This window comes from Phaeodactylibacter sp., assembly GCF_040219495.1.
Classification (GTDB): domain Bacteria; phylum Bacteroidota; class Bacteroidia; order Chitinophagales; family Saprospiraceae; genus Phaeodactylibacter.
The window spans coordinates 86515-113118 of record NZ_JAVJSK010000079.1; the positions used below are offsets into that span (position 1 = coordinate 86515).

The window sequence follows — 26604 nt, forward strand, 5'->3', positions numbered from 1 at the left end:
AATTTTCATTTGACGGGGTTCAATTGACAATAGACCATGCAACGACTTATTTTACTGACACTTCTTGCCCTGAGCTTTTCGGCTTCGGTGATGGCTCAGGATGAGCAAATTGATATTTACAATCCGGATTCCGTTCGGGAGGTACGCATTTACTTCGAAGAAGAAAACTGGGATGATATCCTGGACTCCCTTAAACAAGCCGACTTGGATCAGCGCCTGATCGGTACGGTGAAGTTTGCCGGGGAGACCTACGAAGGGGCAGGGATCCGCTACAAGGGCAACAGCTCCTACTACAACGTCCGCAAGAACGACTACGCCAAGCTCCCTTTCAATATAGATGTCAACGAAACCAACAAGGACAAGAAGCTGCCAGGCGGCTACGACAAGCTCAAGCTGAGCAATGTTTTCCGGGACCCTTCGTACCTCCGGGAGGCTTTGTCCTACCAAATTGCCAATCAGTATATGGTTTCTCCCCGTGCCAACTTCGTGCGCGTTTTCATCAATGATAATTACTTTGGGCTGTACAACAACACCGAATCCGTAGATGAAGAGCTGCTTGAGCATTTTTTTGGCGGTGACTATGAAGACGAAACCGGGGTGCTGTTTAAGTGCGACCCGGTGTGGGACTACGAAGCCCCTGAAGGCTGCAAGAAAGGCGAGAAGTCTTCCCTTCAGTACCTTGGCCCGGATGCTGCCTGTTATAAGGGTAACTACGAGCTCAAGTCTGACTCCGGTTGGGAAGCACTGGTCGGCCTGACGGATATCCTCAACAATCATCCGGAAAAGATTGACTCTGTACTCGCCGTCGATGAAGCGCTGTGGATGCTGGCTTTCAATATCACACTGGTCAATCTGGACAGCTATACCGGCCGTTTTTGCCACAACTACTACCTGTACCAGGATCAAGCCGGCGTTTTCCACCCCATCATCTGGGACCTCAACCTGTCGTTTGGAGGCTTCCGGTACGACGGGCTGGGCAAACCACTGGGGCTGGAAGACATGCAAACCCTAAGCCCTTTCACCCACTACAAACAGAAGAACGAGAAGCGCCCGCTGATCACCCAACTGCTGGGCAATGACCTGTACCGGAAGATGTACGTTGCCCATATCCGCACGATTGTACAGGATTACTTTGCAGATAGCACTTACCTGTACGAAGGTATGCGCATGCAGGAGCGGATCAGGCCCTTTGTGGAAGCCGATTCGAATAAGCTCTACGACGTCAAAGCTTTTGAGAAGAACCTCTATGAGTCCGCACGGGCTAACAAAGTCAATATTGTAGGCATCACCGAGCTTATGGGCCCTCGCGCCGAATACCTGCAGAACCACCCGTTGATCGGGCATGAACCACCTAAGATTGACACTATTGAGCACATAGACCTGGGAGGCGAGGCGATCTTCGCTACCCGGTTGCAGGGCGCTACCCGGGCGTGGCTCTTTTACCGCAACGGCACTAAGGGGAACTTCAAAGCTGTAGAAATGCTGGATGACGGAGCAAGTGGCGATGAGATGGCGGAAGATCAGATCTACGGTGTGATGATTCCGCACAAGGACAAAGATACTCCTATACAGTATTTTGTGGTGGCCGAAAATGACCGGACCGCAGCACTTTCGCCCGAACGGGCTTCTTTTGAATACCATACAACTGTGACTGCGGATGCCACTGATTAAATCCTCAACGTACAAGCGTGCCCCTCGGTATCAATTCAACGGGCATTTGCAAACCGTGCTGCCGGCTATTCTCCGGCGGGTGCATACGACCTATGAGCGCGAGCGCCTGACGCTGTCCGATGGTGATTTTGTGGATCTGGACTGGGTAGACAACGGCAGCCGAAACCTCGTCCTGCTTTCCCACGGTCTGGAAGGCAATAGCTCCCGCCACTACATGATGGGCATGGCTAACCGGTTTTCCGAAGAGCATTGGGATGTATTGGCCTGGAACTGCCGTTCCTGTTCGGGTGAGATGAACCGCCACTTCCGGCTCTACAACCACGGTGAAATCGGCGATATCGCGGAGGTGGTGGAGCATGCGCTGCAAACAAAAAACTACGAGCGGGTCCTGCTCATCGGGTTTAGTATGGGGGGCAGTATATTAATGAAATACCTGGGGGTGCATGGAAAGGAAGTGCCGGCGCCGGTCATTGGAGGCATTGCGTTTTCGTCACCCTGCGACCTCAAGTCGAGCGTTGATGCCCTGGAGCTGCCGGGCAATGGGTTCTACAAGCGGCGGTTTTTCAACAGCCTGAGTAAGAAAGTCTCGGAAAAAGCTGCTGATTTCCCGGGCCGCCTTGACCCGACTAAGCTCAGCGAAATTGAACACTGGCGCGACTTTGACGAGCATTATTCGGCTCCATTGGGCGGGTATCAGGATGCTGCAGATTTCTACAGGCAGGCTTCCGCCAAAAACTTTATGGCCGGTACCGCCCGTCCCGTGCTGTTGGTCAATGCCGTAAATGACCCGATTTTGCCACCTGCCTGTTCACCGGTAGACCTGTGCCGCGACCATCCGAAGCTCTTCCTGGAAATGCCACAGAGCGGAGGGCACGTTGGTTTTAGCCTCCCTCATAAACCCTACGCCTGGTCCGAGCATCGGGCGATTCAGTTCCTCAAAACCCAGTTGAACTGACCGGACTGGAAATTTCGCTGGTTTCTTTTCGATCAATGCCGGGGAGTTCTCTATCTTGCGTGAAAAACCGGGATGAATACCCTTGATCGGATTGCTACAGTTTTTAGCGAAAAATTTTCCTCACAGCCGCTCCTCGTGCAAGGCTGTGGCCGCATCAATATTATTGGTGAGCACACGGACTACAACGAAGGCTTTGTCTTGCCTGCCTCCATCAACAAGTACATCTACTTTGCCATAGCGGAGAATGGGACCAACGAGTGCCATTTCCATGCACTTGACATTGATGACTCCTACCAGTTTTCCCTGAATAATATTCAGCGGTCAGAAAAAGGATGGGCCAACTACCTGATGGGTATTTTGGACCAGTTGCAGCAGGAAGATATCCTGTTGGAAGGCGTGGATGTCGTCTTTGGCGGCAATCTGCCAATTGGTTCAGGTATGAGCTCTTCCGCAGCGCTGGAAGCGGGTTTTGCGCTGGGCATCTGCAGCTTGTTCAACCTGCAGAAAAGCCGGCAGGAGCTCGCGCAGCTGGCCCATCGTTCTTCCAACAACTTCCTGGGCGTGCCTTCAGGGATCATGGATCAGTTCGCCAGCCTCCTGGGGCAGCGCGGTCACGCAATTAAGCTGGACTGCCGCTCCTTGCAGTACGAATATGTACCCCTCGACCTCGGCGAATATGAGTTGCTGCTCATCAATACGGGGGTCTCTCATGCCCTGGCAAACTCTGCTTACAAAGACCGGGTGCGGGAATGTCATGAAGGGGCTGCAGCGGTAGGCCGTAAATACAAGGGAGTAGAGTCTCTCCGGGATGTATCCCTGGCGCAACTCGAAGACTGCCGTTCTGATATGACGGACATCGTCTTTCGGCGTTGCCAGTACGTCATTGAAGAAAACGAGCGCCTGCATCAGGCCTTATCCCTGCTCACCAATGGAAAAATGGAGGAGCTGGGGGCTTTATTGCTGCGCACCCACGAAGGATTAAGCAAAGAATACGAAGTCAGTTGCCGGGAACTGGACTTCTTGGTAGAGCTGGCCAAAGACCACAAAGGCGTGGCTGGCGCCCGTATGATGGGCGGCGGCTTTGGCGGCTGTACCCTGAACCTGGTCAAAACCGAAGCCAGAGAAGACTTCCTGAAATACGCTAAAAAAGAATATTACCGTGCCTTTTCCGTGCAGGCAGAGCACTACGAGCTTGAGATTGTAGACGGCACAGACATCGTAAGAGAGCAGTAACCGGTCTGCCAACCAATTATGCAAACTAACGACATCCTCCAATCAGCCTTTGACCCGGAGCAGTTCCGCGAAACCGGGCATCAGTTAATTGACCTCCTCGCTGACCATTTGCAGGCCGTTCAGGGCAGGCAAAATGGGGCCATACCTTACTTGCCACCGGCTGAACAAGCCGCCTTTTGGAAGGAAGACCTCCGAAGCCCGGCTGGCAGCCCTATCGGGTTTTTCCAGGAGGTTTTATCCCGTAGCGTTCAGGTACAGCATCCCCGCTATATGGGGCATCAGGTGTGCCCGCCTGCACCCCTGGCCGCACTAGGCAGCCTGGTCGATGGCTTGCTGAACAATGGGATGGCCGTGTACGAAATGGGAATGGCTGCTTCCACTATAGAGCAGGAGGTGGTTAAGGCCGTGGCTCGAAAAATGGGCTTCAGCGAGCAAGCCGGAGGTGTCCTTACTTCCGGGGGCACTCTGGCCAACCTGACGGCTCTGCTGGCTGCCCGCGCCATCAAAAACCAAAGTGCGGCATGGACAGTAGGGCAGCAAGGTGCACGCTTTGCTCTGATGGTCTCCGAGGAGGCGCATTACTGCGTAGACCGTGCGGTGCGCATCATGGGCTGGGGCGAGGGCGGGATCCTGAAAATACCTGTTGATGCGCAGTTCCGAATGCGGCATGAATTACTGCCAGCGTATCTGGCAAAGGCACGGGCGGAAGGGCTGGAAGTGATTGCAGTAGTTGGTAGCGCCTGCTCTACTTCAACCGGTTCCTTCGACAACCTGAATGCCCTGGCGGATTTTTGTGCAGCCGAAAACCTATGGCTTCATGTAGATGGTGCCCACGGGGCCGCGCTGGCACTCTCCCCTCAGCACCGGCAAGTGGTATCTGGTTTGGAGCGGGCAGACTCCGTGGCGATGGACTTTCATAAAATGCTTCTGACTCCCGTACTGGCTACAGCACTGATTTTCAGGGAAGAGTCCGACAGCTACAAAACCTTCAGTCAGCGGGCGCAGTACCTTTGGGAGGGACAGACCGAACAGGAGTGGTACAATTTGGCCAAACGGACCTTCGAGTGTACCAAGCTGATGATGGGCGTTAAGGTCTATGCGTTGTTTCGCACCTATGGCTTTGAACTGTGGGAAGCTTATCTGGACCGGGTGATGGAAAACGGCGCACACTTCGCCACGCTGGTCCGCGCACATCCTGATTTTGAACTGGCCGTTGAGCCGGGCTGCAATATCGTTTGCTTTCGGTATAAGTCACCGGGGGCAAGTCTTACGCAGTTGAACCGGCTCAATAGCGCTATCCGGCAGTTCTTGCTGGAAGATGGGCGGTTTTACATCGTGCAGACCCAACTGAAAGGCCACAGCTATCTCCGCGTTACGCTCACCAATCCACATACTTCGCAGGAAGATATAGAAGCCTTACTGACGCTTATTGCCAGTAAGGCTCCGGAATTGCAAGAGCAATGATTTAGAGCTTGTTGGGATTGTACCCTTTGGGCTGCTCTTGCCAAATTTCGTACTCCTCTTAAAATGGAGGATGGTTAGGTTTGTTTTCCAGCACCCCTTCGATTTTGTTCAGCACTTCATCCGTTAGTTGAGGCAGCAGTTCCAGGGCATCTATGTTTTCTTCCAGGTGGTGGACCTTCGAGCCGCCCAGGATCACGGTACTTACGTTGGGGTTTTTCAGGCACCAGGCGACTGCGAGTTTGGGCATACTCGTGCCCATATCATCAGCAATTTTGCTGAGGCTCCGCACTTTTTCCAGGCGGTCTTCGGTCAGGCTAAGGTCCTTGAGCCACTCCAGCCCTTCCATGCCCAGACGAGTGCCCTCCGGGAATTGATTCAGGTACTTTCCAGTCAGGACGCCGGATGCCAGGGGCGACCAAATCGTTGTGCCCAGCCCGACGGTCTTATAGATCTGGCTGAACTCCACTTCCACTTTTTCCCGGTGGAACATATTGTACTGTGGCTGCTCCATGGTAGGGCCGATGAGGTTTAGGCGCTGGGCTGCCATGTGAGCTTCCATGATTTCCTGGGCTGACCATTCGGAGGTGCCCCAGTACAGGATCTTTCCTTGTTGTATGAGGTGGTTCATGGCCCAGACGGTTTCCTCAATGGGCGTGTTCTTGTCCGGGCGGTGGCAGAAGAAGAGGTCCAGGTAGTCGACCTACAGGCGTTTCAGTGCTGCGTGGCAGGCTTCAAAAATGTGCTTGCGGCTCAGCCCGGTCTGATTGGGCTTTTTACCACCATCGCCAAAGAAGACTTTGCTGGACACCACGTAGGAGGTGCGGTCCCAGTTTTGTTTAGCGAGGATATTGCCCATCACAATTTCGGACTGCCCACCTGCATAGGCCTCCGCATTATCGAAAAAATTGACGCCCCGGTCATAGGCCGCCACCATAAGAGACTCAGCCACATCATCGCTAATTTGCTTCCCGAACGTGAGCCAGGAGCCAAGCGAAAGCGCACTGACTTGTAAGCCGGAGTTGCCGAGCCGGCGGTATTGCATTTCCATAGATTGAATTGGTTGTTTTGTCTTTCAACTCAACCCGTACCGGAATGGCTTTGTTTAGCATATTCTGCCCAACCCGCTCTAAAACATTACCGCGGTTCGCACACCTACTGCGTACAAGTTCCGGTTGTACTGTGCAAGCGGGTCATTGAGCAGCCCGCCCAGCCAAAACTGAAAGGTGGGTTGGATGATGGTGGAGAATCCCTCGAAGTGGTGCTCCCAGCCCAAACCGGAGATGAAGCTATAGCCCAGGCCTGAAAAGTTATCGCCTTCCGGTGTTTCGGATACCCGTTCTGATATGTCGTCGGTGTAGTAGGTGATGCGTTCCCGGTTGGCAATATTGACCGCCATCGAGATGCCCATAGAAAAGAGGAAATCGTTCTTGTCATCGAGGGTTTGGTAAAAGAGCAGCTCGGCGGGCAGCTCAATAAAGTAGTGCACATAATTGATCCGCTGATCCTCGGCACCGTCCGGGATGTCGTCGCGCAGGTCGACCTCCATGCGCCGGGTCTGATAGCCGCTTTCGACGAAGTACACGCCCGTTTTGAATGCGATACGTTCGGTGCGCCACTGTGCCATAAGCCCTGCAGAGTAGGAAAACCGGGACACTTCGAGGTTTTCCAGTCGCTGGGTTTCGTTCGGGTCCACGTCATTGAGTTGAGCGACGAGGCGGCGGTGGCTGATGTTAGGGTAGAGTTCCACACCGAAGCTTAGCTCCGATTGCCCGAAAAGGCTACCGGCCAGACAGCAAGCTGCCAGAAGAAATCCGATTTTCTGCATAAATAGCTTTTATGGAAAAACTCAATTCTCCGGGCTTTATTGCCCGTCGCGGTCCAGCAAATTTCGTTTCTGGAAATCAGCAAGGATGGTATTCAGGACCATATTCGTGGCCCGGTTGGCGGCAATACCTGCGCCCCAGCGTTTCCAGACCCCTTTGAGGAGCCAGGTGATGAAGTTGCCCATCAGGCTGGGCTTCACTGATTGGTGGTTGTGGCTTTCCAGGATTTGCCGGACCTGCTCTTTCAGGGCTTCCTGCTCGGGTACGGGCTCTGGTTTTTCGTATTTGTCCACATTCAACAACACTTCCCGGAGACGGTGGCGGATATTGCCTTCAATGCTCAGCAGCTCAGCGGGTTTCAGGCGCTGTCTTGGCGGTAAGGGGATCTCCTGATTGTCCTCCCTGCGGCGGTCGAAATTCATATCAGGCACGATGGGGTAGCCATCCACGGATTCGCTGTAGAAGCGCTTATGGCGTTCATCGCTCGCATCCCAGTCCCGGAATACGCTGTCTTTGTTGGCTTTTTCCGTTGGAATGCAGAAATAATTGCGCAGGAAGCTCTGGCAATTGCGCCGCCCCAGCTCGAAATCATGCTCCCGGAAGCCACGGCTGAAAAAACCACCGAAGCCGTCGAGGGAGCCACAGGAAATAGGGTAGGGGTCCTTCTGGTCGGCTTCCCGCCGCGATGGGAAAATCATACGCAGGGTATGGTCAGAGGACAGCCCGCCCACGAGGTCGCTTTCCTTCATCATAGCCTGCCCGCGGATGGCTCCAAGCACTTTGGGCACCAGCTCGATGAGTTTGGGCGTTTCGTCCCGGTCCTGCTGGGCTTCACTTTCAAAATTAGGGAAAGGGTCAATCATCAGGACTGCGTAGTTCTGCCCCGGATCATTCTGGCACTTTTCTTCCAGGGCCCGGATGACTTCACCGAAGGGCTCGTTGTTTACCGTACCGCCGTCTACGGCATAAAAATCAAAGGTGTCTTCTTCGATTTCGATCCGCAGCCCCTGATTGGGCAAGGTACCTTCTTCATGCCGTTGGGGCGAGAACATACGGTCTACCATGGCTTTGATGTAAGGCGTCTGCGTGTTGGTCAGGTGGCGGGGCGCCAGGCCGAGCGGGAAAGCACCGGTCGCTTTGGCGCACTGTAGCAACGTCATGCGGTCTACCTCGTTTTCCGGGTTGAACGACAGCGTGTGACTGGGCTGAGCATATGCGGTACCGGTAACGCCGGAAGTGTCAACTTTGAAGTGGGCGATCCCTTTGTGCAGGTACATCCGGTGGGCCGGTTTAGGCGGCTCGGTGAAGGCGCGTTCCTTCTTGACTTCGTCAAAGAAGTTGACCGCCAAAGGGATGCCCCTGAGGCTGGTAATGGTCAGGATCACTTCCAGGTCAGGTGAAATGTAGTCCGGTAGTTTGGAGATCCGATTGAGCTCTGCTGCCCGGTTGGCAATCTGGTCAATAGGCTGGGAATTGAGCAGTGAAATCACACCGCCATTTTCCTGAATATCTTCGGTCTGCAACATCTGCAGCAGGGTCGACATTTTGCCATCTCCCTGATCGTTGAGGTTGACCCAGGCTTCATAGAGTTTATTCTGTTCTTTGTGTGGGTTGTCTTCGTTGATTGGCCGCAGCCCTTCGAACAGCCCAAGGGTGGTGATGGCTGCCGTCATACCCCCGGCGGATGAACCTCCCATAACATCGATTATCACATCGTGCATGGGCACACTATGGTCGTATTCGGGGTGATCTTTGCCAAGTTGCTTATTGCGCTCTTTGGCACCTTCCCACTTGGAGAGGGTTTCCAACAGGTAGTCCATGACGCCAGCTGTGTAAGCTCCGGCAGAAACAGCTCCTGCCATTGCAATTCCTATTTTGAAGACATTCTGTTGTTCAGCCATGATTGTTTTGAGGTTTAGGAAACGGGCATCGTACCCGCTTCACCAAAGCTAGGGCTTTTTTGGAAATGGAGCAACCCAATTATCGCAGCCCCCGCTTGCGCAAATTGGCCCGGTAGATGGCGGCATTTTGATTGTGGGCGGACAGGGTGCGGGCAAAGGCATGCAGCCCGGAGCCATCGCCTTTGGCACAAAAGTAGAGGTAGTCGTGGTCTTCGGCATTGAGCACCGCATCAATACTGGAGATAGACGCCATAGAGATAGGCCCGGGAGGGAGCCCGGCGTACATGTAGGTATTGTAAGGGGAGTCGAACTTCGTGTGGTAGTCGGTCACCCTTGGTGTCTCAAAATCCCGTCTAGCAAACACGGCAGTGGGATCAGCCTGAAGCGGCATGCCTATGCGCAGCCGGTTGAGGTAAACGCCTGCCATACGGGGCTTCTCGCTGCCCACCAGGGTTTCCCGTTCTACGATAGAGGCGAGGGTGTAGACTTCAGCTGCCGACATGCCCCTGCTGTCGGCTTTAGCCATTCGGCCGTTTTGCCCCCAAAAGCGGTCATGCTCCCTGAGCATCCGTTTCATGAATGCTTCCGGCGTTGTATTCCAGTAAAACTCGTAGGTATTGGGGATAAACAGGCTCATCAGGGTTTCCGGGGTATACTCAATGGAGTCCAGGTAGGCTTCGTCCTGCATAAGGGTTAAGAACGCCAGGGAGTCCTGCTCCAGAAAGCCCGCCACTTTACCCGCCACCTCTTCGATCAGGCGCTCGTTGTTCAGGACCAGGTCGATGGGGGCCTGAGGCCCGTTGCGAAGGTGCCGGATGAGCTCAATTTGGCTCCAGCCCGCCTGTAGCTCAAACCTTCCGGCCCGCATGGGATTGCGGTTATAAGCCATCCGGTCAGCCAGCACCCGGAAGACCGGCTCATCTTGCAGGTACCCCTGCGACTTTAGCCGTTGGACCACCTCTTCAAAGGAGGCATTTGTCGGAACCTTGATGATGTAGTTTTCCAGCCCTTTGGGCACAGCAGCCTTTGCGATAAAGGTGTTATAAAGGTACAGCCCTGTTCCAATGATGGCGACGGCTAGTACCAATAGTGTTATGCTTACCGTTTTTTTCATAGTGTCAGTGATTTAGAACTCATCAGGAGTTGCTCAGGCGGGCGATGCACTTTCCTTCAGAAAATTGCAGTCCGGCTTGTGTGTGGCTATCCTAATACTGCTCTTTTTCATTCGGGAAGTCTCCGGAGCGGACATCATCACCGTATTGCTCCGCGGCCCGCTTGATCTCATCGAACAAATCGAGGTAGCGGCGCAGGAAGCGGGGCTTAAAATCTTTGGTGATGCCCAGCAGGTCGTGAGAGACCAGGACTTGTCCGCTTACATCAGGCCCGGCACCAATACCTATAGTAGGGATGCTGATGCTCTCGGTCACGCGTTTGGCAAGTTTGGCGGGGATTTTTTCGAGTACAATAGCGAAGCACCCGAGCTCCTGTAGCAGTTTGGCATCTTCGATCAGTTTGTTGGCTTCTGCTTCTTCTTTCGCACGAACCGTGTAGGTGCCGAATTTATAAATGGACTGTGGAGTGAGCCCGAGGTGGCCCATTGCTGGCACGCCAGCCGAAAGGATGCGGCGGACGGATTCCTGTATCTCCGCCCCGCCTTCCAACTTGACGGCATGAGCCCCCGATTCCTTCATGATGCGTATGGTCGATTCCAACGCGATGCGGGAGTTGCCCTGATAGGAGCCGAAGGGCAGGTCCACTACCACCAATGCCCGCTTGACCGCCCTGACTACCGAGGAGGCGTGGTAAATCATCTGGTCGAGTGTGATGGGCAAAGTCGTTTCGTGCCCGGCCATAACGTTGGAAGCGGAGTCGCCCACCAGCAGGACATCAATATTGGCTTCATCCAAAATGCGAGCCATGGAGTAATCATAAGCGGTGAGCATTGTGATTTTTTCGCCCCGATCTTTCATTTCCTGGATGACGTGCGTGGTCATCCTTTTTACTTCTTTGTTGACGGACATGCGTTCCAGGTTTGTTTGGAGCCACAATATAGGCTCTATTTTCTGTGCCAGAAAAATATTCCCCTCCCTTTGGCAGAATGTAGGCAAAGGGACAACCGGTAAATAGGTCTTTCAAACGTCAATGCCTTGTTTTGGTGTTTGTATTATTGTTTGGATTTAGTTTACCTTTGTCGCTCTAAATCGTTACTGCATATAAATTTTGAGCATGAAGTTATTGAAGCCTATCGTATTGCTGTTTGTTTTGGTTGCGGGCTGGAGTGCCTGCTCGACCGAAGTGAACCTGGAGGCAGAATGGAAAGATATTCCTATTGTTTACGGTTTTCTGAACGTACAGGATTCTGCACACTATATCCGGGTCCAAAAGGCCTTTCTTGAGCCCGGTGGCGATGCGCTGCAAGTTGCGCAAATCAACGATTCAATTTATTACAGTGACGTTGCAGTCACTCTCGAAAACCGCACCAAGGGCACTTCTTTCGTGCTCGAGCGGGTGAATGGAGAAGAGGAAGGCTACGATAAAGAAGAAGGTGTTTTTTCAAACTCACCGAACATCCTCTACAAAATAAGTGCTGAGGAAGCGGACCTGGAAGGCGGTAACGAAGTCTTTTTGCGGGTAGACCGGGGGGATGAACTACCGCCGGCGACTGCTACGACTATTGTGCTCAGCCCAATTGATTCAGTCAGCTCTTCACCCTCTAACAACATCAACACCTGGCGCTATAATCAGCTTCTGCCCGTTTCCTGGCGGCCCGGCCCGGAAGCCCTGATCTTTGATGTCCGCTTTATTATCCACTACCGGGAAGTCATACCTGGGCAAATGGAAGAACCGGTCGCTAAAACGCTGGAATGGGTTGTTAACAAATCTGTGCTTCGGGACAACCCCGACGGCGAACGGGAAAAAGTGGATATTTCCGGACAATCTTTCTTTGCTTTTCTCGGCAGCGCTATCCCACCGAGCCAAGGCGAAGTCAGGGTGTTTGACTTTATCGATATCGTGATCACGGGAGCAGGGGAGGAGTTCAGGGATTTTGTCTTGGTGGAACAGGCCAACACGGGTATTACCTCAGCTCAGAATATCCCGATCTATACTAATGTGGAAGAAGGCTTAGGCGTGTTCACGTCTCGCTATCAGCTGGTTAGGAGAGGTGTACGATTGGGCGGCGAAGCTCGCGACACGCTGGAAAATGGTATATTTACCCGGGATATCAACTTTAATTAGAGCTTGTTGCAATTGGGCCGCAAGCCTTTTTGTTTATTAAAAAAAACGTACAATCTGTAACACTTGGTTTTTTCGGCGGATCAATGAGTGAAAATCCCATTACTCCAACTCCCAAAAACCAAGAATCATGGCAAAGCACCGTGAAACACCAACGGACACAAAGCAGCCGTTGACCGCATTAGCTTACCGTTCGGATGGGCGCCTGCTCTGCAAAGGGAAAATCAAGGGCGAGCATACCGTTTACTTTGATGCCGACCCCAAAGCTCTTCGCCGGGCTCGGGTGTTTATCCTCCCTGAACCCGAATCAGGCATAGACTTAACCCAACTCAGCATACAGCAGCTGGAACGGCGCCTGGCTTTCGAGCCCCGCCTCCGTTTCAATGCTGACGGCGGGCTGGTCTTCGAGCGCATTCCTGATCATATTCGTCAATTCTGGTGGTGGCGCCGCTGTTGTATCCGCGGGCGCATCACCAACCGCGCAAATGTCGAGGGGCAATTGGAGACCTATCCGGTTTGCAATGCCGTGGTGCATATCTGTGAAGTAGACCGGATCAGATGGTGGATTGAGCGCATCGACCCCGACCTGCTTGAACGCCTGCGCCGCGACCTGATTGACCGTATCCCTGTTCCCATTCCTATCCCCATTCCTATTCCAGAGCCGCCACGCCCTTTGCCTGATCCACCGCCTTTTCGCCCGGATTTAGGGCTGCAGCTTGCCGAAAGCACCATGCAACCGCTTATGCTCAACCGGTTGCAGACCAACGTGAGCCTGGAAAGCGCCACTCAGCTACAGTTGCTGCAACAGCAAATCCAGCGAGCCGATGCCGGGCAGTTCCGGGCAGTACTGACCAATAACTTCCCCGTTTTCTTCCCTTATTTCTGTCGGTTGCCCTACCTCTGGCCCTGGCTGTACCGCTGTGACGAAGTTGCTGTTGTGGAGACCGATCAGAACGGGCGATTCGAGGCTTGCATCTGGCATCAGTGGGATCAGCCGGATGTCTACATCTGGGTGGAATACCCAATCGGGGACACCTTAACAACGGTCTACCGCCCCCGCGTGCCCTGCGCGACCTACTGGGATTACGCATGCGGAGAAGATATTGATATTCAGCTTTCGGACAATCGCATCCCACCCGTCTGCGGCGGTATTTTGGAAGGCACCTCTGTCGCCATCCGGGCTATTGGGACCCATATTTCCCCCCTGCGTATTGCACAGAGCTTGGACGATAGCATCGTGCTGCCCGGGCGGAGTGATTTCAGGACGGTAGGGCTGACCAATTACGAAACAAACGGACTGGGGACTTTCAGCCCGGCGCTTGCTAATCAGTTTGTACGGCCGTTTACCGGTACGATCCCTATTTATGCACAGTTTGGGGATGGGCTGCCTGCTGCTAACATCCAATACTTCCAGGTGCAGTACCGACGGACTCACAATGCCGGGCTACAGATCGTCAATAGTCCTTTTGGGGCCTGGAAGACCCTGGAAAGCGGAGCACTTAACCGCCGCTATGTTTTGCAGGACGGGCTTGATTTCAAATACGAATATTACAACTTGGGGCCTTTCAATGTGAATGGGCAGCGGGCTTACCGCATTCCGCCACTTGATCCGCAGTTGGCAGGCGTTGACGGGCAGCCTGCATCGGCGGACCCTTCGGCGCGGTGGTCGCGCTATGACCGGGTCGCTATTGCCAAAATCAACTCGGAGGGGCTCGATGGAGAGGGGCTTTATGAGTTTCGCATCCGCTTCCTGGATCAGGACGGCAACCTGGCAGATGTCAATCCCGAATTCTTCCGGGTGCCTGACCCCACAAACCGCAATACCACTATGGCTGCCCCTGCTACCTACATCAGTCAGGCTGGAGGAAGAGCCGTCTTTCAGTTCCGTATGCGGTTGGACAACCAACGGCCGGATCTCGGGATTTTTGGGGTTTCGCTGGACGGAGACCTCGACGCCATGAGCAGCTGTGGCTTTCTGGGCTACGAGAGCGTCAGTCAGCAGGTTGGGCTTGCCTTTGAAGCCACTCATCCACAGGGGTTCGGGCTATTCCAGTTCAATCTGGAACGCGGACGGGCAAACAGCGTGGGCAATCACTTTACGCTGGGTGATGCCAGAGGAGTGGTCACCGGCGATAAAGCTCCGTATACCTTAGATTCCTATGGTGTATACCGCGCGGACTTCTCGGTGGGCAGTTTGCTGTCCGGGTGTGGAAGCAAAGCCGCGTTCTCAGAACAACTTACCGTGATCGGTTTGCATACCGACGGTACCCATGCCGGTAACTTCTTCCGCCGTACAGTAAGCAATGCTTTTGCATTAGCGCCTGAGTAGTATTGCCCTCATGAACGTATGACTCCCTGCCGTCAGTACTAAAAAGTTGGTGCTGACGGCTTTTTGTGTTAACGGATGGCAGCATTGACCACCTGCTGTGCTTCCTCCTGCAATTGCTTCAAATGCGCTTCCCCCTTGAAGCTTTCGGCATAAATCTTGTAAATATCTTCGGTGCCGGAAGGGCGGGCTGCAAACCAGCCATTGGCGGTGGTGACCTTGAGCCCACCGATGGGCGCACCGTTGCCCGGTGCTTCGGTCAGCTTCGCTTCAATTTTTTCACCTGCTAGCTCGGAAGAGGTAATTTGGCTGGCGGAGAGCTTTTTGAGCTTGTCTTTCTGCTCAGGAGTGGCAGGCGCATCAATGCGAGCATATACTGGCGCCCCAAACTCAGCAGTAAAGCCTTCGTAGATTTTTCCAGGGTCTTTACCGGTCTTTGCCGTGATTTCGCCCGCCAGCAGCGCTGCAATGATACCGTCCTTGTCCGTAGACCACACCCGCCCTTTGCGGTCCAGAAAAGAAGCGCCGGCACTTTCTTCTCCGCCAAAGCCGAGGCTGCCATCGTACAGTCCATCCACAAACCACTTGAAGCCCACAGGGACTTCTACCAGTTTCCGCCCCAGTTTTTGAGCGACCCGGTCTATCATCTGACTGCTGACGAGAGTTTTGCCTATCCCCGTTTCCGCAGACCAGCCCGGGCGGTTTTGGAACAGGAAGTCGATGGCTACGGCCAGATAATGGTTGGGCTGCATCAGCCCCTGACTGCGGGTAACGATACCATGGCGGTCGTAGTCGGTATCACAAGCTACAGCTACCACAAAGCGGTCCCTGAGCGACAGCAGCCGCTGCATGGCATAAGCGGAAGACGGGTCCATGCGCACTTTGCCATCCCAGTCGAGCGACATAAAGCGGAATGTCTGATCGACTTGCGTATCTACAATATTCAGATTGATGCCATAGCGCTCTGCAATACGCCCCCAGTACTGTACGCCGGCACCGCCAAGCGGGTCTACGCCTATTTCCAGCCCTTCGTTTTTGATGGCTTCCAGGTCGATCACCTGATCGAGGTCAGCGGTGTAAGCCCCGAGGTAGTCATAGGTGTCTGTAGTTTCCGCGCTCAGCGCCCGCTGCAGGGGCATTCGTTTAACAGCCTTCAGCCCGTTCTCCAGAATTTCATTGGCTTTGGCTTCAATCCAGGCTGTCACGCTACCTTCGGCAGGCCCGCCATTGGTCATATTGTATTTGAAACCGCCATCCTGAGGCGGGTTGTGGGAAGGCGTGATGATAATGCCATCGGCCAGTCCGCTCGTCCGCCCCTGATTGTAGGTCAGAATAGCGTGGCTGACGGCCGGAGTAGGCGTGTACTCGTTGTTGGGCGCTATTCGGGCAGGGACGCTATTGCCAGCCAGGACTTCCAAAGCCGTGACCTGAGCAGGCTCCGAGAGGGCGTGCGTATCCATACCCATAAAAACCGGCCCGGTGATGCCTTCTTTGTCCCGGTACAGGCAAATGGCCTGTGTGGTGGCCAGGATGTGGTCTTCGTTGAACGAGCAATGCAGGGACGAGCCCCGGTGGCCGGAAGTGCCAAAGGAAACGCGTTGCCCGCGTTCGGCAGGGTCCGGATGCTCCGTGAAGTATTTGGTGATGAGGCGGGGGAGGTTGATCAGGTCGCCGGTGGTTGCCGGTTTGCCGGCATTAGGGTGGATGGCCATAGAGCGGTGTGGGTTTGATGAGGCTTAAAAATAGGGGACAGGGGGCGGGTGTGCAAGTTTTTTTTACATTTGAGGAAAGCTTGATTGCTGATTGAGAGCATGTTGGCGAAATGGGTGCATTGGACTTGTCAGATAAAATAATTGGGGTAACGACTCAGCTGATGAATAAAAGGATAGCGAAAGTATTAAGGCAAACCGGTAACCCGGGATGTATAGAAAAAGCCAAGGCACTTGAAAGTGACGGTTATCAGGCCGGCACCCTGAATTTGAGGGGCCTTAGTTTGAAGCCGGAGGAGGTTATGGGCATTTCTGAGGTACTCCAACCAGGAAAGGGCGACGGTACTGATCGAATAAGGTCAATAAGTTTTAGCTACAACGATCAAATTGGAGACACCGGTGCCATCGCTTTATCCAAAAGTCTGCCCTCTCACATCCGTGAAGTTGGATTAGTGGGCTGCGGAATAGGCGACGAAGGAGGAAGCGCAATCCTGAACTGGATGAAGACGAACCCCAACCTTGAAATGATCTGTATAGAGCAGAACCACTTTTCAGATCAGCTAAAAGCAGCTTTCATGGCATTTAAGCGGGCTAACCCGGAAATGGTGGTTGTTTATTAAGTTAGTGCGGACCTGGGGGAGACTGTAATCGGGTTGTTGCCGTTGGTATATCCGGAAACTTTGAGCTTTGGCATACGATTATTGGTTGGAGGTAATGTTGTATATTTGGAATGTGAGGTGATGAAATACTTGCATTATCGAGTTCGCTTACCTCTACCCTAAAAATGAACGAAGCCAATCCTTACCAAATGAAAGCAAGCAGCATATTACTACACGTCATAAAACCATTAATCATAGGGCCACTTTTGCTGGCAATGACCTCGTGTAATGGGCAAGAGGCCCCATCAGCAATAGAAAGCAATATGTCTCAGGACTCAACTATGATTGAAACCCATAAAGTTAGGGACGCTCTCTTTTTTATTGACGGACAGTTATGTCAGCACCTCCGCAAAATATTTCAAGACTCCAAAGGAAACCTTTGGTTTGGGACCAATATATATGACCTCATGAAATATGACGGAGATACTCTAACCTATATCACAGAAAAGGAAGGGTTTAGCGGAGGAAGAGTGACGGGCATTGTAGAAGACAGCATCGGTCATGTTTGGTTTGCAACAAGTGCCGGATTAAATAAATTTGATGGGAAATCATTCACTGTATTCACCGAAGAAGAGGGCTTATTAAATGCAGAGATTTGGAGTTTGATAATTGACTCCAAGGGAATCTTTTGGATCGGTCACAACGAAGGCCTGAGCCGTTTCGACGGGAAGGAATTTAAAAACATCTCAATCCCCAAACCACAGGTTGATACAAACAGTACCATCTATTCTCCGGATAGAATAATCGGAATTGCAGAAGACAAAGAGGGCAACTTATGGTTGGGCACAGATGGCTTTGGTATTTGCAGGTACGATGGTCGTTCTTTTACACATTATACGACAATAGACGGACTTGCCGACAACGCAATCCATGAAATACTGCTAGACTCAAAAGGGCTTTTATGGATAGGTACGTATTGGGGCGGGCTCAGCAAGTTTGACGGAAAAAAATTCACCAATTTCACGAAAGATGGAGCGATAAGTGGTGTTGAGGTCAGTGCTTTTTTTGAGGACAGTAACGGAGACATTTGGTTTGGTGTAGAGAATAATGGTGTGTACAAGTATGATGGGGAGAATTTTACACATTACGGTCAGGAATTGTTCTCAAAGGGGTCCATCTTGAGTATTTACAAAGACAGAGAAAACAGATTCTGGTTTGGAGGGTGGGGCGGCTTGTTTCGATATGACAAAGAAAGCTTCACAGCAGTAACAGAAGATGGGCCTTGGGAATAAGAGCGTGTTGGGACCTTGACGGTCAGGCAAAGTGGGCAACGCTAGCCGGGCGTGGCGCATATTGCATTTCAGGGCAGCCACAATAAAAAAAGCCCCAAGACTTAGTCTTGAGGCTTTAGGGGTGCCCGCGAGAGGACTCGAACCTCCACGTCCGTAAGGACACATGAACCTGAATCATGCACGTCTACCAGTTCCGCCACGCGGGCTTTAAGTTATCGTACCGAAGGCGGGAATCGAACCCGCACTCTCTTGCGAGAACTGGATTTTGAATCCAGCGCGTCTACCAATTCCGCCACTTCGGCAAAAACTGCCGGTTAACCGACACTGCAATTCATCAATTGCGGATGCAAATATAGAGCAGTATTTTGGATTTGTAAAGCAAATAGGGTGAAAAAAGTTCCATTGAACAACACCCTATTTGCTTTATCACTGATAGTCAGTGTATTCCTAGCCAAAAAAGCTACGGATAATATCCAGCCCGTTGGCGTACAGGACCAGCCCGATCACCAGGACAAACCCGACGATAGTGGCCCGCTCCAGGAATTTGTCGCTTGGCTTACGGCCGGTAATGATTTCGTAGAGCAGGAACATCACATGCCCCCCGTCAAGTGCCGGGATTGGCAGCAGGTTCATAAAGGCCAGGATGAGCGACAGCACGGCCGTCATCGTCCAAAAGCGTTCCCAGAGCCATTCGTTCCCAAACATGGAACCGATCGTGCCGAAGCCGCCCAGGCTTTCGGAAGCCTTGATGCGCCCTCTAAACATTTGCCCAAAGGCTTTCACCTGATCGCCCAGGAAGGTCCATCCCTTTTTTACGCCCGCAGGCAGGGCCTGTGCAAGGCTGTATTCTTTGCGCTTGGTACCAAACAGCTCACCTGCACTGACGCGCTCCACACCAATCATGCCGGTCTCAGTGGTGGTCAGGCTAACTTGCAGTGTATCCGTGGATTTGCGGAGTACCTTGAGGTCGACCGTTTCGCCATTTTTGCCCTGAATCGCTTTCGCAAAGTCAATGAACCAGGGGGTGGGCTGCCCATCGAGCCCGATGATTTGGTCACCGGCCTGAATGCCTGCTTTGTCCGCCGGGCTATTCTCCATTGCCGATTTGACTTTGAAGGGCATACGGGGGTAAAAGAGGACTTTGGATTTGTACTCATAGCTGGACAGCAGCGTGACATACTTAGGGTCAATAGGGACCTGGACTTCCTTCCCGTCGCGCTCAACGGTGATCTGATCAGCATTATTGATAATGATCTCGCGCACCACGAGGCGGTCGTTGAACTGCTCGTAAGGAGCGTCCCCCACGCTAAGGATATGATCGCCGTCGCGCAGGCCCATTTCAGCACCGAGAGAGTCGACCTGAATGCCGTACGCCAGGTTGTCATTGGGGAGGTACTCCTGCCCGTAAGCCCACAACACAAAGCCGTAGAGTAAAAAACCAAGGATGAAATTAACGGTAACGCCGCCCAGCATGATGATCAGGCGCTGCCAGGCTGGCTTGGACCGGAACTCCCAGGGCTGTGGCTCCTGACTCATCTGCTCCGTGTCAAAACTCTCATCGATCATACCTGATATTTTGACGTAGCCACCCAGCGGGAGCCAGCCGATGCCGTATTCTGTATCGCCGACTTTTTTCTTATAGAGCTCAAACCAGGGGTCAAAAAAGAGGTAGAATTTTTCTACCCGCGTCCCAAATAAGCGGGCAGGCAGGAAGTGCCCCAATTCGTGCAGCACAATCAAAATTGAAAGGCTAAGCATTAGTTGCCCGCCCATGATCAGGTAGTCCATATATTACGTTCTTCCTTGGAGGTTGGTTATGTTGTACAACAAAAAACAGCTTTCTCCGGGTTATGTTGTCGTTAAGAGTGTGTTGGGATTTTGGTCTTCCAGTCAAAAACCAGCAATTTTTTGTTTATACGAGGCGGAAAACCGGAGTTTAGCCTTAGCTAAATAGCCTGTCCCGCAGTTTGCGGGAAGGATTTCCGGAACGAAGTATAAGCAAAAAATTGCAGTTTTCAGACCGATTACTAAAGTCCCAACGCGCTCTAAGCGGGCAAAGGTAGTTAAATATTATATTAGCGCCGTGGATTTCAAGACGAAACCCACAGGATCAGTAAACCGAGGATATGAACATTTTTTTTACCGATCAGGTACAGGGAGAAACAGCAGAGCTTCCGGAAGAGGAGGCCCGTCACTGCGTGCAGGTGTTGCGCTTTAAAGCGGGCGACCCCATCCGCTTTATTGACGGGCAGGGCGGATTTTACGAAGGCATCGTCGCGGAGACGGGCAAAAAACGGTGCCGGATCAGGATCGTATCACGGGTGGGAAACTACGGGCAACGCCCTTACCGCGTGCATTTGGCTGTGGCTCCAACTAAAAATATCAGCCGTATGGAGTGGCTGCTCGAAAAAGCCACCGAAATAGGCCTGGATACCTTCACGCCACTGCTGTGTGAACACTCCGAGCGGCGGGTGCTGAAACTGCAGCGGTTGGAAAAAATCGCGCTTTCCGCAGCCAAACAGTCGGTAAAAGCATTCCTGCCTCAGCTCAACCCCCTTGTTCCTTTCGATGCCTTTCTGCAGCAACCGGCAGGTGAAGCAGGCCGGTATATAGCTTACCTTGGGAATGGCGTTAAGGGGAGCTTAAAACAAAACTACATGCCCGGGCAAGACGTTTGTTTGTTGATTGGGCCGGAAGGCGGCTTTAGCCCCAAGGAAGCGGAGGCGGCTGTAAAAGCCGGCTTTACCCCGGTTGCTTTAGGCGAAAGCCGGTTGCGGACCGAAACAGCGGCGCTTGTCGCCTGCCATACTGTTCACTTATTAAATGCTTAATACATGTTGAGAATAGGAGTCGTGCTCTTTGCAATAGTTTCATTGGCATTCGTTAAGCCGGAAAACCCCGGTACCGGGACCCTTAAGATGGGATTACTTAAGTACAACGGCGGGGGCGACTGGTACGCCAACCCGACTGCGTTGCCCAACCTGGCATCTTTTTGCAACGCGCAGTTAGGGACGGACTTTGATACCGACTACGAAGACGTGGAAGTCGGCAGCGTGGAGCTGTTTGACTATGCCTTCATTCATATGACCGGGCATGGTAATGTGGTGTTCTCTGATGCGGAAGCGGAGAATTTACGGAACTATCTGCTGGGTGGCGGGTTTCTGCACATTGACGATAACTACGGGATGGACCCCTACGTGCGGGTAGCCATGAAAAAAGTATTCCCGGAGCAGGAATTTGTGGAGCTGCCCTTTGAGCACGAGATTTTCCGACAGAAGTTTGAATTTGAGAACGGGCTCCCCAAAGTGCACAAGCACGACGATAAGCCGCCTCAGGCCTTTGGGCTGTTCCACGAAGGGCGGCTGATTTGTTTCTACACCTTTGAGTCTGATCTGGGCGACGGGTGGGAAGACGAAGACGTCCACAACGACCCGGAGCCTATCCGCCGCAGGGCTCTGCAGATGGGGGCCAACATTATTCAGTTTGCCTTTCAGCAATAGCAGGGGGCCTACTGCCAGATGACAGATCGCTTCCGCCGGATGTAGTCCCGTACATTGAGCCAAAAAGCCACAAAAATGTACAGGATGACCGGGGAGCCGAGTGCTACGAAGGAAATGTAGATGAAGTTTAGGCGCACCCGGGCGGAAGCTATCCCCATTTTGTCTCCAAGGTAGCTACATACACCAAATGCTGATCTTTCCATTAAATCTTTCACATATCGCATAAGCCCGTTTTTTGGTGATGTTGAATGCAACTCAAGCACATACAGCAGCAGCGTTAAGGTACAACTCTTTAACGAGGTTATGGCTGTATACGTTGCCAGCAGGCGAGATTCCGGTCTAAAAAGGCATAGATCACCCCTGCGTTTGTTATTCAACAAATCACTAACAAAAAAGTAGGCTTAAGGATTAAAGAACCGGCAGAAAAATTATCGCTGCCGGGCTGAGCCTTTGATTATTCTGCTATTGCAGTAGCGGAATGATTCATAGAAACCTGCTCATAAACGGCAGCGCCATTCTCCAGGGAGTGGCTGGGTTCGCCTATGCCGTCTTCAGATCCGGAAAAAAGAAAGAAAGCGCCGGCAGCGCCGAAAACGAGGAGCAATGCAATAATGATGGTTTCGATGTTGGACTTGTTACGTGCCATGATGGTGTTTTGTTTGTTGCAATGGCAGCACTGGCAGGCTGCAGCTTGCGGTTGAGCAATAGGGGGGCTTTCCCGGCGGGGCGTTTAAGCGCTCCGACAGGGCAAAGGGGGGGCTTGTCAAGTGCAGGCACCTGACGAGGAGAAAGGGTCCGACAAGGCACAGTATGGGCTATCAGCCTGCGTTACCGTTGAGGCTGTTCATGAGGAGCAGGCATAGCTTGCCCCTTTAGCGCCGTGCGTCAGGCACGGGCTATTCAGGCATAGGAGTAGCAGGGCAAGGGCGTCGCCTTACCTTTGGTGCAGGCATACATTGGGCACAATGATAACGGGGCATTACCCGGTAATCATTTATATGCCCCTCAGGGCCTGCAGGGTACGCTATCGTACCTGGCCAATACTGTCTTAGAAATCGGTGGTTGTAAACGGCCTGCGTTGTGCAGGTAGAGGAGTGTTGTTTACGGAGGAGACGGTGCGGTACAGCCTTTGAGGCAATAGTTGCCAAGGCAGTATGCACCCGGTTTGTAAAGGTTCTGCATAATAGGTCGTCTTGGTTTACTGTTTTTATGAGATTGCTGGCATACAGTTTTACAACTGTGCCCATGCAAATATTATAAAAAATATCTATATAAGTAAAACCCCGGTCTGCTTTTCTGAAAAAAATATTCATTTTTATACTCTGTATTGGTCTCATTAACAGAGTATCAAAATATATGCCAAAAATAATATGTGTTTTATTGGAGGCTCGTGCTGACGGGTTTGGGGGTGGTTTTGGGCGGCAGCAAGAGCCATAATCTACCGTAAGCCTTGAGGTTGCCAGCCTCCCGTGAAGCCGCATCGCCGATGCCGGTGTAGAAGTCTACATGGCCGGGCCCGCGGATAGCGCCCCCGACATCCTGCGCAATCAGGAGGCGGTATTCGTGACCAACTACCCGTTGCTTGCGGTTGTCGAAGATAGGGAATGCCCCAAGCAAACAGCTGCCCAGAGGGATGTAGCGGCGGTCAACAGCAATGGAGTAGCCTGGCGTAAGGGGGACATTACCGGCCCCGGAAGGCTCCGTCTGCTGGCGAATAAAAAAAGTGTAGGAAGGATTTTGGAAAAGAATCGTATCCGTTAGGGTAGGGTTTTGGAGGAGGAATTTTCGGATACCGCGCATGGAAAGGTTGGGAACGTTGAGGTCTGCCCGGTCCATGAGGTATTTTTCAATGCTGAGGTAGGGGTGGCGGTTACTGCCGTTGTAGGAAAACAGCTCTCGGGTGCCATCGGGGTATTCCACAAACCCCGACCCCTGCACTTGCATATAGTAGAGGTCAACTTTGTTGGCGGCATAGGCGAGCTCCAGCCCCATATTATCCAGTACGCCTTTGCCTTCAATCTGTTCTCGTGTAGGCAATGGGCCTTCCCAATCCAGTGGGCGGCTATAGATCGGGTACTGGAACGCCCCTTGTGGCTTTCGTGCCACTTTAATGACCGGGGTGAAGTAGCCGGTAAATTCCACATTGCCTTTTTGATCCCGGCCCCAGATTTGGTAGGCGTTTAGATATTGCTGCATGCCAAAGGGCTGTGCATGTTGCCAGGCGGCTAGCATATCGGTGACTTCGCGTAGCTCCTGATGCCGGATGCGGAGATCCCCCACCTGATAATTGCTTCTGCTGCGGGCAAGCTCGAGGAGCTTCCGGTTTTGCTGCAAGGCTTCGATGGCTTTACCGTCAATAATGGGAAAGACGAGAGAGTCCAATGAGGTGGGCGCATAGATATTTTCCTGTGGTTTTACTCCTTTCACCCTGCCGGCCCGGTCGATCTTTATTTTCAGGGACGGATCGTTTGGAGGAGGCGTCTCGACCAGCAGTTGACCTGATGGGGGCTCAGGCTTGCACCCGGTAAGGGCGGCAAGCGCCAGGCAAATGATGGCCGTTCGTATTTTCATAAGGTGGTAGGTTGATGCCACCAACAATTATACTATAAATATTATGGACTTCCAAAGCCCTTTCTGGCAGTGACCAGTCCATAAAACCACAATTCCCTGCGCAAAGCCTGGAATTGCCGGACGCTCCCCACGATATTATTGTGTTGTGCCCGGGTGCGCAGCCCAATCGGGTACAGCAGGTAGTTGGCCCAAAGCCACCGCCGGGAAATCTGGTATAGATTTTTGAGCGAAATAAAAGCGTACCTGGTGAAATCCTCAATTTTTATTTGTTCGAACCCCGCTTTTTGAAGGTAGCTTTTATGCTCTGCGGCAGTATCCAGATCAGGGATGGCCCAACGGTTGACCCAATCGAGCAGAAGCTTCTCGTCAGCCTCTCCCAAAGGGCGCCGGTGCCGGATATACTCAGCGATGACCAGTCGGCCACCTGGCTTGAGCACCCGGTAGGCTTCCGTATAAAAGGCTTGTTTGTCGTTGGCGTGGCACAGGCTTTCACAAGCCCAGACCACATCAATGCTTTCGGCTTTAAGCGGGGTTTGGCAGAAATCGCCTTCTATGAACTGGCATTGCGTTTCCAAATTACGCTGCCGGGCCTGAGCCTGAGCCGTGGCGACCTGCGTGGCGACCGGTGTGACTCCAGTAGTGGTGGCCCCTTTTTCTGCCGCCAGCCACATACTGCTGCCACCGTTGCCGCATCCGGCATCTAGTACGCTTTCACCGGGCTCTACTGCGCCGGCGGCGGCCATGATCCGGTTGGTGTTGACCAGCGCTGCTTCGTGCGTGCGGTGCTCCCGGTCGTAAAAACCAAAATGCACCGCCTGATTTTCTTCATTCAGCCACGCGACCTTATAGTCAAAGCGGGTTTCGTCATAGTACCGGATGATATCCTGGAATGCGGCGGTTTGGAAAGAAGGAGTAGGCATCTGTTCCCATTGCTGTTTTGATGGGGTAAAATAGGGATTTTGGGACAAAAAAAGACAGCCCCGCCAACCTGATGTTTGACGGGGCTGCACTCTGCTCTTGAGCAGAGAAGGTATTATGCTCTGCCTTTCAGCATCAAATTCCAGTACATGAATGGTAATCCATATTTCTTGAGAATCCACATTGGGTAGAGCTCCTTTGCTGTATCGAAAAACATGGACAGCGTCGGATCACTATCTCGTTCGCCAGCGTAGTTGAACTCTGCCAGCACCATCTTGCCGTAGCCGGTTACGAGCGGGCAGGAGGAGTAACCCTGATAGTCGTTGTTGAGCTGGCCGTCGTTGGCGATTGCATGTAGCAGGTTCTCCACCACAACGGGGGCTTGCTTGCGCACTGCAGCCCCGGTTTTGGCCGTCGGCAGGGCAGCGGCATCACCCAGCGCGAATACATTGGGGTAGCGGTTGTGCTTCAGGGTGTTGATGTCCACATCAATCCAGCCTTTGGTCGGCCCTTCCTGCACGGCAATCTTAGACTGCTGAATGAAATCAGGAGCTGCCTGTGGGGGAGCGAGGTGGAGCATATCGAACTCCATCATCGCATGGCCTTCCACGACTTCCTCTTTTTCGGTATCGCGGTAGTTGTAGCAAATGCCCGAAAGCTTGTCGTACTCTTTGACGATGTCAAAATATACCCGCTTATTCTCGCCGTCAATTTTCTTGATGCGGTGGAAGAACCGGAGTTGCAGCCCTTTCCGGTCCACTACTTTCATGAGGGTGGACTTGAAGGGTTCCACACCAAAGATGACGCCGCCGGGGGTAATGAAGAGAATATCTGATTTCTCGCGTACGCCCTGCTTGCGCCAGTAGTCATCCGCGAGGTACATGATTTTTTGTGGGGCGCCACCGCATTTGATAGGCGTAGCTGGTTGTGTAAAGACGGCATTGCCACCTTTGAACTCCTGCAGGCATTTCCAGGTGTAATCGGGGTCCACGTAATTACTGCAGACCTGGTTTTTGTTCATGGTTTCTTCCAGCCCTTCCACCTGCTTGTAATCGTACTTGATGCCCGGACAGGCTACGAGGTAATCATAGGAGACCTTAGTGCCATCGCGCAACACCACTTCGTTGTTGTCAGGGTTGACGGCTTCAACGTATTCCTGTATCCACTTGGCGCCTTTAGGGATGAGGTCTCCCATATTGCGCTCGGTGTCTTTATAGTTGTAGGTGCCGGCTCCAACAAGGGTCCACGCCGCCTGATAATAGTGCTTAGTTGCCGGGTCAATGATGGCAATATCCAGATTCTTGTCTTTTAAAAGGAGTTGAGCAGCAACCGTAATGCCTGCTGTTCCTGCACCGATAATTACTATTTGATGTTTCATGTGAATTGGCTTTGATAATGTTTGGTAAAG

At 52.6% G+C, this 26604-nt stretch carries 21 protein-coding genes, 2 tRNA genes and 1 pseudogene; 10 read left to right on the forward strand and 14 right to left on the reverse strand.

All coding sequences use genetic code 11. The features are described from left to right. Positions 1 to 36: 36 nt before the first annotated feature. The 4 genes from RIC19_RS11675 (at position 37) to RIC19_RS11690 (ending at position 5323) form a co-directional block, all read left to right on the forward strand. Entirely contained in the window at positions 37 to 1671 is a 1635-nt protein-coding gene (locus RIC19_RS11675; RefSeq protein WP_350178500.1) for a CotH kinase family protein, read from the forward strand. Then, a complete protein-coding gene (locus RIC19_RS11680) occupies positions 1658 to 2626 on the forward strand; it encodes a YheT family hydrolase (RefSeq protein WP_350178501.1) in 969 nt (322 codons plus the stop codon). Before RIC19_RS11675 ends, RIC19_RS11680 begins: the two co-directional genes overlap by 14 nt. 72 nt (positions 2627 to 2698) lie before the next feature. Further along, a complete protein-coding gene (galK, locus tag RIC19_RS11685; RefSeq protein ID WP_350178502.1) occupies positions 2699 to 3859 on the forward strand; it encodes a galactokinase in 1161 nt (386 codons plus the stop codon). Positions 3860 to 3877: 18 nt separating this feature from the next. Next, positions 3878 to 5323 carry a pyridoxal phosphate-dependent decarboxylase family protein gene (locus RIC19_RS11690; RefSeq protein WP_350178503.1) on the forward strand — a complete coding sequence of 482 codons (1446 nt, stop codon included), beginning with the start codon at positions 3878 to 3880 and terminating at the stop codon, positions 5321 to 5323. 58 nt (positions 5324 to 5381) lie between these two features. On the opposite strand, the pseudogene RIC19_RS11695 reads toward RIC19_RS11690, so the two are convergent. From RIC19_RS11695 to panB, 5 genes and pseudogenes are all read right to left on the reverse strand, one after another. Beyond that, positions 5382 to 6365, reverse strand: a pseudogene (locus tag RIC19_RS11695) (potassium channel beta subunit family protein). Positions 6366 to 6449: 84 nt separating this feature from the next. Then, positions 6450 to 7148 carry a hypothetical protein gene (locus RIC19_RS11700; RefSeq protein ID WP_350178504.1) on the reverse strand — a complete coding sequence of 233 codons (699 nt, stop codon included), beginning with the start codon at positions 7146 to 7148 and terminating at the stop codon, positions 6450 to 6452. A gap of 36 nt (positions 7149 to 7184) precedes the next feature. Further along, the gene (locus RIC19_RS11705; RefSeq protein WP_350178505.1) at positions 7185 to 9047 is read right to left on the reverse strand and encodes a patatin-like phospholipase family protein; all 1863 of its coding nucleotides are present in this window, start codon (positions 9045 to 9047) and stop codon (positions 7185 to 7187) included. A 79-nt stretch (positions 9048 to 9126) separates the two neighbouring features. Next, positions 9127 to 10161, reverse strand: a complete 1035-nt coding sequence (gene mltG, locus RIC19_RS11710; RefSeq protein ID WP_350178506.1) for an endolytic transglycosylase MltG — start codon at positions 10159 to 10161, stop codon at positions 9127 to 9129. A 91-nt stretch (positions 10162 to 10252) separates the two neighbouring features. Next, on the reverse strand, positions 10253 to 11068 hold the full coding sequence (gene panB, locus RIC19_RS11715; protein WP_350178507.1) for a 3-methyl-2-oxobutanoate hydroxymethyltransferase: 816 nt from the start codon (positions 11066 to 11068) through the stop codon (positions 10253 to 10255). 205 nt (positions 11069 to 11273) lie between these two features. Between panB and RIC19_RS11720 the strand changes: the two genes are divergently transcribed. After that, positions 11274 to 12284, forward strand: coding sequence for a hypothetical protein (locus RIC19_RS11720; RefSeq protein WP_350178508.1), 1011 nt, complete (start codon positions 11274 to 11276; stop codon positions 12282 to 12284). 127 nt (positions 12285 to 12411) lie between these two features. After that, complete coding sequence (locus RIC19_RS11725; protein ID WP_350178509.1) at positions 12412 to 14610, forward strand: hypothetical protein; 2199 nt, start codon at positions 12412 to 12414, stop codon at positions 14608 to 14610. A gap of 68 nt (positions 14611 to 14678) precedes the next feature. On the opposite strand, the gene pgm is transcribed toward RIC19_RS11725, so the two are convergent. Beyond that, positions 14679 to 16319, reverse strand: coding sequence for a phosphoglucomutase (alpha-D-glucose-1,6-bisphosphate-dependent) (gene pgm, locus RIC19_RS11730; RefSeq protein ID WP_350178510.1), 1641 nt, complete (start codon positions 16317 to 16319; stop codon positions 14679 to 14681). A gap of 110 nt (positions 16320 to 16429) precedes the next feature. Between pgm and RIC19_RS11735 the strand changes: the two genes are divergently transcribed. Together RIC19_RS11735 and RIC19_RS11740 are read left to right on the forward strand one after the other, a co-directional pair. After that, the gene (locus RIC19_RS11735; RefSeq protein WP_350178511.1) at positions 16430 to 16936 is read left to right on the forward strand and encodes a leucine-rich repeat domain-containing protein; all 507 of its coding nucleotides are present in this window, start codon (positions 16430 to 16432) and stop codon (positions 16934 to 16936) included. 164 nt (positions 16937 to 17100) lie between these two features. Next, positions 17101 to 18207: a ligand-binding sensor domain-containing protein gene (locus tag RIC19_RS11740; protein ID WP_350178512.1), complete on the forward strand. Its 1107-nt coding sequence runs from the start codon at positions 17101 to 17103 to the stop codon at positions 18205 to 18207. A gap of 122 nt (positions 18208 to 18329) precedes the next feature. Here the strand turns inward: RIC19_RS11740 and RIC19_RS11745 are convergent. The 3 genes from RIC19_RS11745 to rseP all read right to left on the reverse strand — a co-directional run bounded on the left by RIC19_RS11745 (position 18330) and on the right by rseP (position 19995). Next, positions 18330 to 18413 (reverse strand) — tRNA-Leu (locus RIC19_RS11745). Between the two features lie 12 nt (positions 18414 to 18425). After that, positions 18426 to 18509 (reverse strand) — tRNA-Leu (locus RIC19_RS11750). A 145-nt stretch (positions 18510 to 18654) separates the two neighbouring features. Beyond that, positions 18655 to 19995, reverse strand: a complete 1341-nt coding sequence (gene rseP, locus RIC19_RS11755; protein ID WP_350178513.1) for an RIP metalloprotease RseP — start codon at positions 19993 to 19995, stop codon at positions 18655 to 18657. A gap of 338 nt (positions 19996 to 20333) precedes the next feature. On the opposite strand from rseP, the gene RIC19_RS11760 reads away from it, so the two are divergent. Both RIC19_RS11760 and RIC19_RS11765 read left to right on the forward strand, forming a co-directional pair. Next, on the forward strand, positions 20334 to 21038 hold the full coding sequence (locus RIC19_RS11760) for a 16S rRNA (uracil(1498)-N(3))-methyltransferase (RefSeq protein ID WP_350178514.1): 705 nt from the start codon (positions 20334 to 20336) through the stop codon (positions 21036 to 21038). A gap of 3 nt (positions 21039 to 21041) precedes the next feature. Beyond that, complete coding sequence (locus RIC19_RS11765) at positions 21042 to 21707, forward strand: DUF4159 domain-containing protein (RefSeq protein ID WP_350178515.1); 666 nt, start codon at positions 21042 to 21044, stop codon at positions 21705 to 21707. Positions 21708 to 21715: 8 nt separating this feature from the next. Here the strand turns inward: RIC19_RS11765 and RIC19_RS11770 are convergent, their stop codons facing one another. From RIC19_RS11770 to RIC19_RS11790, 5 genes are all read right to left on the reverse strand, one after another. Continuing rightward, positions 21716 to 21931, reverse strand: a complete 216-nt coding sequence (locus RIC19_RS11770) for a PspC family transcriptional regulator (protein WP_350178516.1) — start codon at positions 21929 to 21931, stop codon at positions 21716 to 21718. A 230-nt stretch (positions 21932 to 22161) separates the two neighbouring features. Then, positions 22162 to 22353 carry a hypothetical protein gene (locus RIC19_RS11775; RefSeq protein WP_350178517.1) on the reverse strand — a complete coding sequence of 64 codons (192 nt, stop codon included), beginning with the start codon at positions 22351 to 22353 and terminating at the stop codon, positions 22162 to 22164. A 731-nt stretch (positions 22354 to 23084) separates the two neighbouring features. Beyond that, positions 23085 to 24278, reverse strand: a complete 1194-nt coding sequence (gene mltA, locus RIC19_RS11780) for a murein transglycosylase A (protein ID WP_350178518.1) — start codon at positions 24276 to 24278, stop codon at positions 23085 to 23087. Positions 24279 to 24319: 41 nt separating this feature from the next. Then, positions 24320 to 25198: a methyltransferase domain-containing protein gene (locus RIC19_RS11785; protein WP_350178519.1), complete on the reverse strand. Its 879-nt coding sequence runs from the start codon at positions 25196 to 25198 to the stop codon at positions 24320 to 24322. Positions 25199 to 25311: 113 nt separating this feature from the next. Then, the gene (locus RIC19_RS11790) at positions 25312 to 26574 is read right to left on the reverse strand and encodes an NAD(P)/FAD-dependent oxidoreductase (protein WP_350178520.1); all 1263 of its coding nucleotides are present in this window, start codon (positions 26572 to 26574) and stop codon (positions 25312 to 25314) included. Positions 26575 to 26604 lie beyond the last annotated feature (30 nt).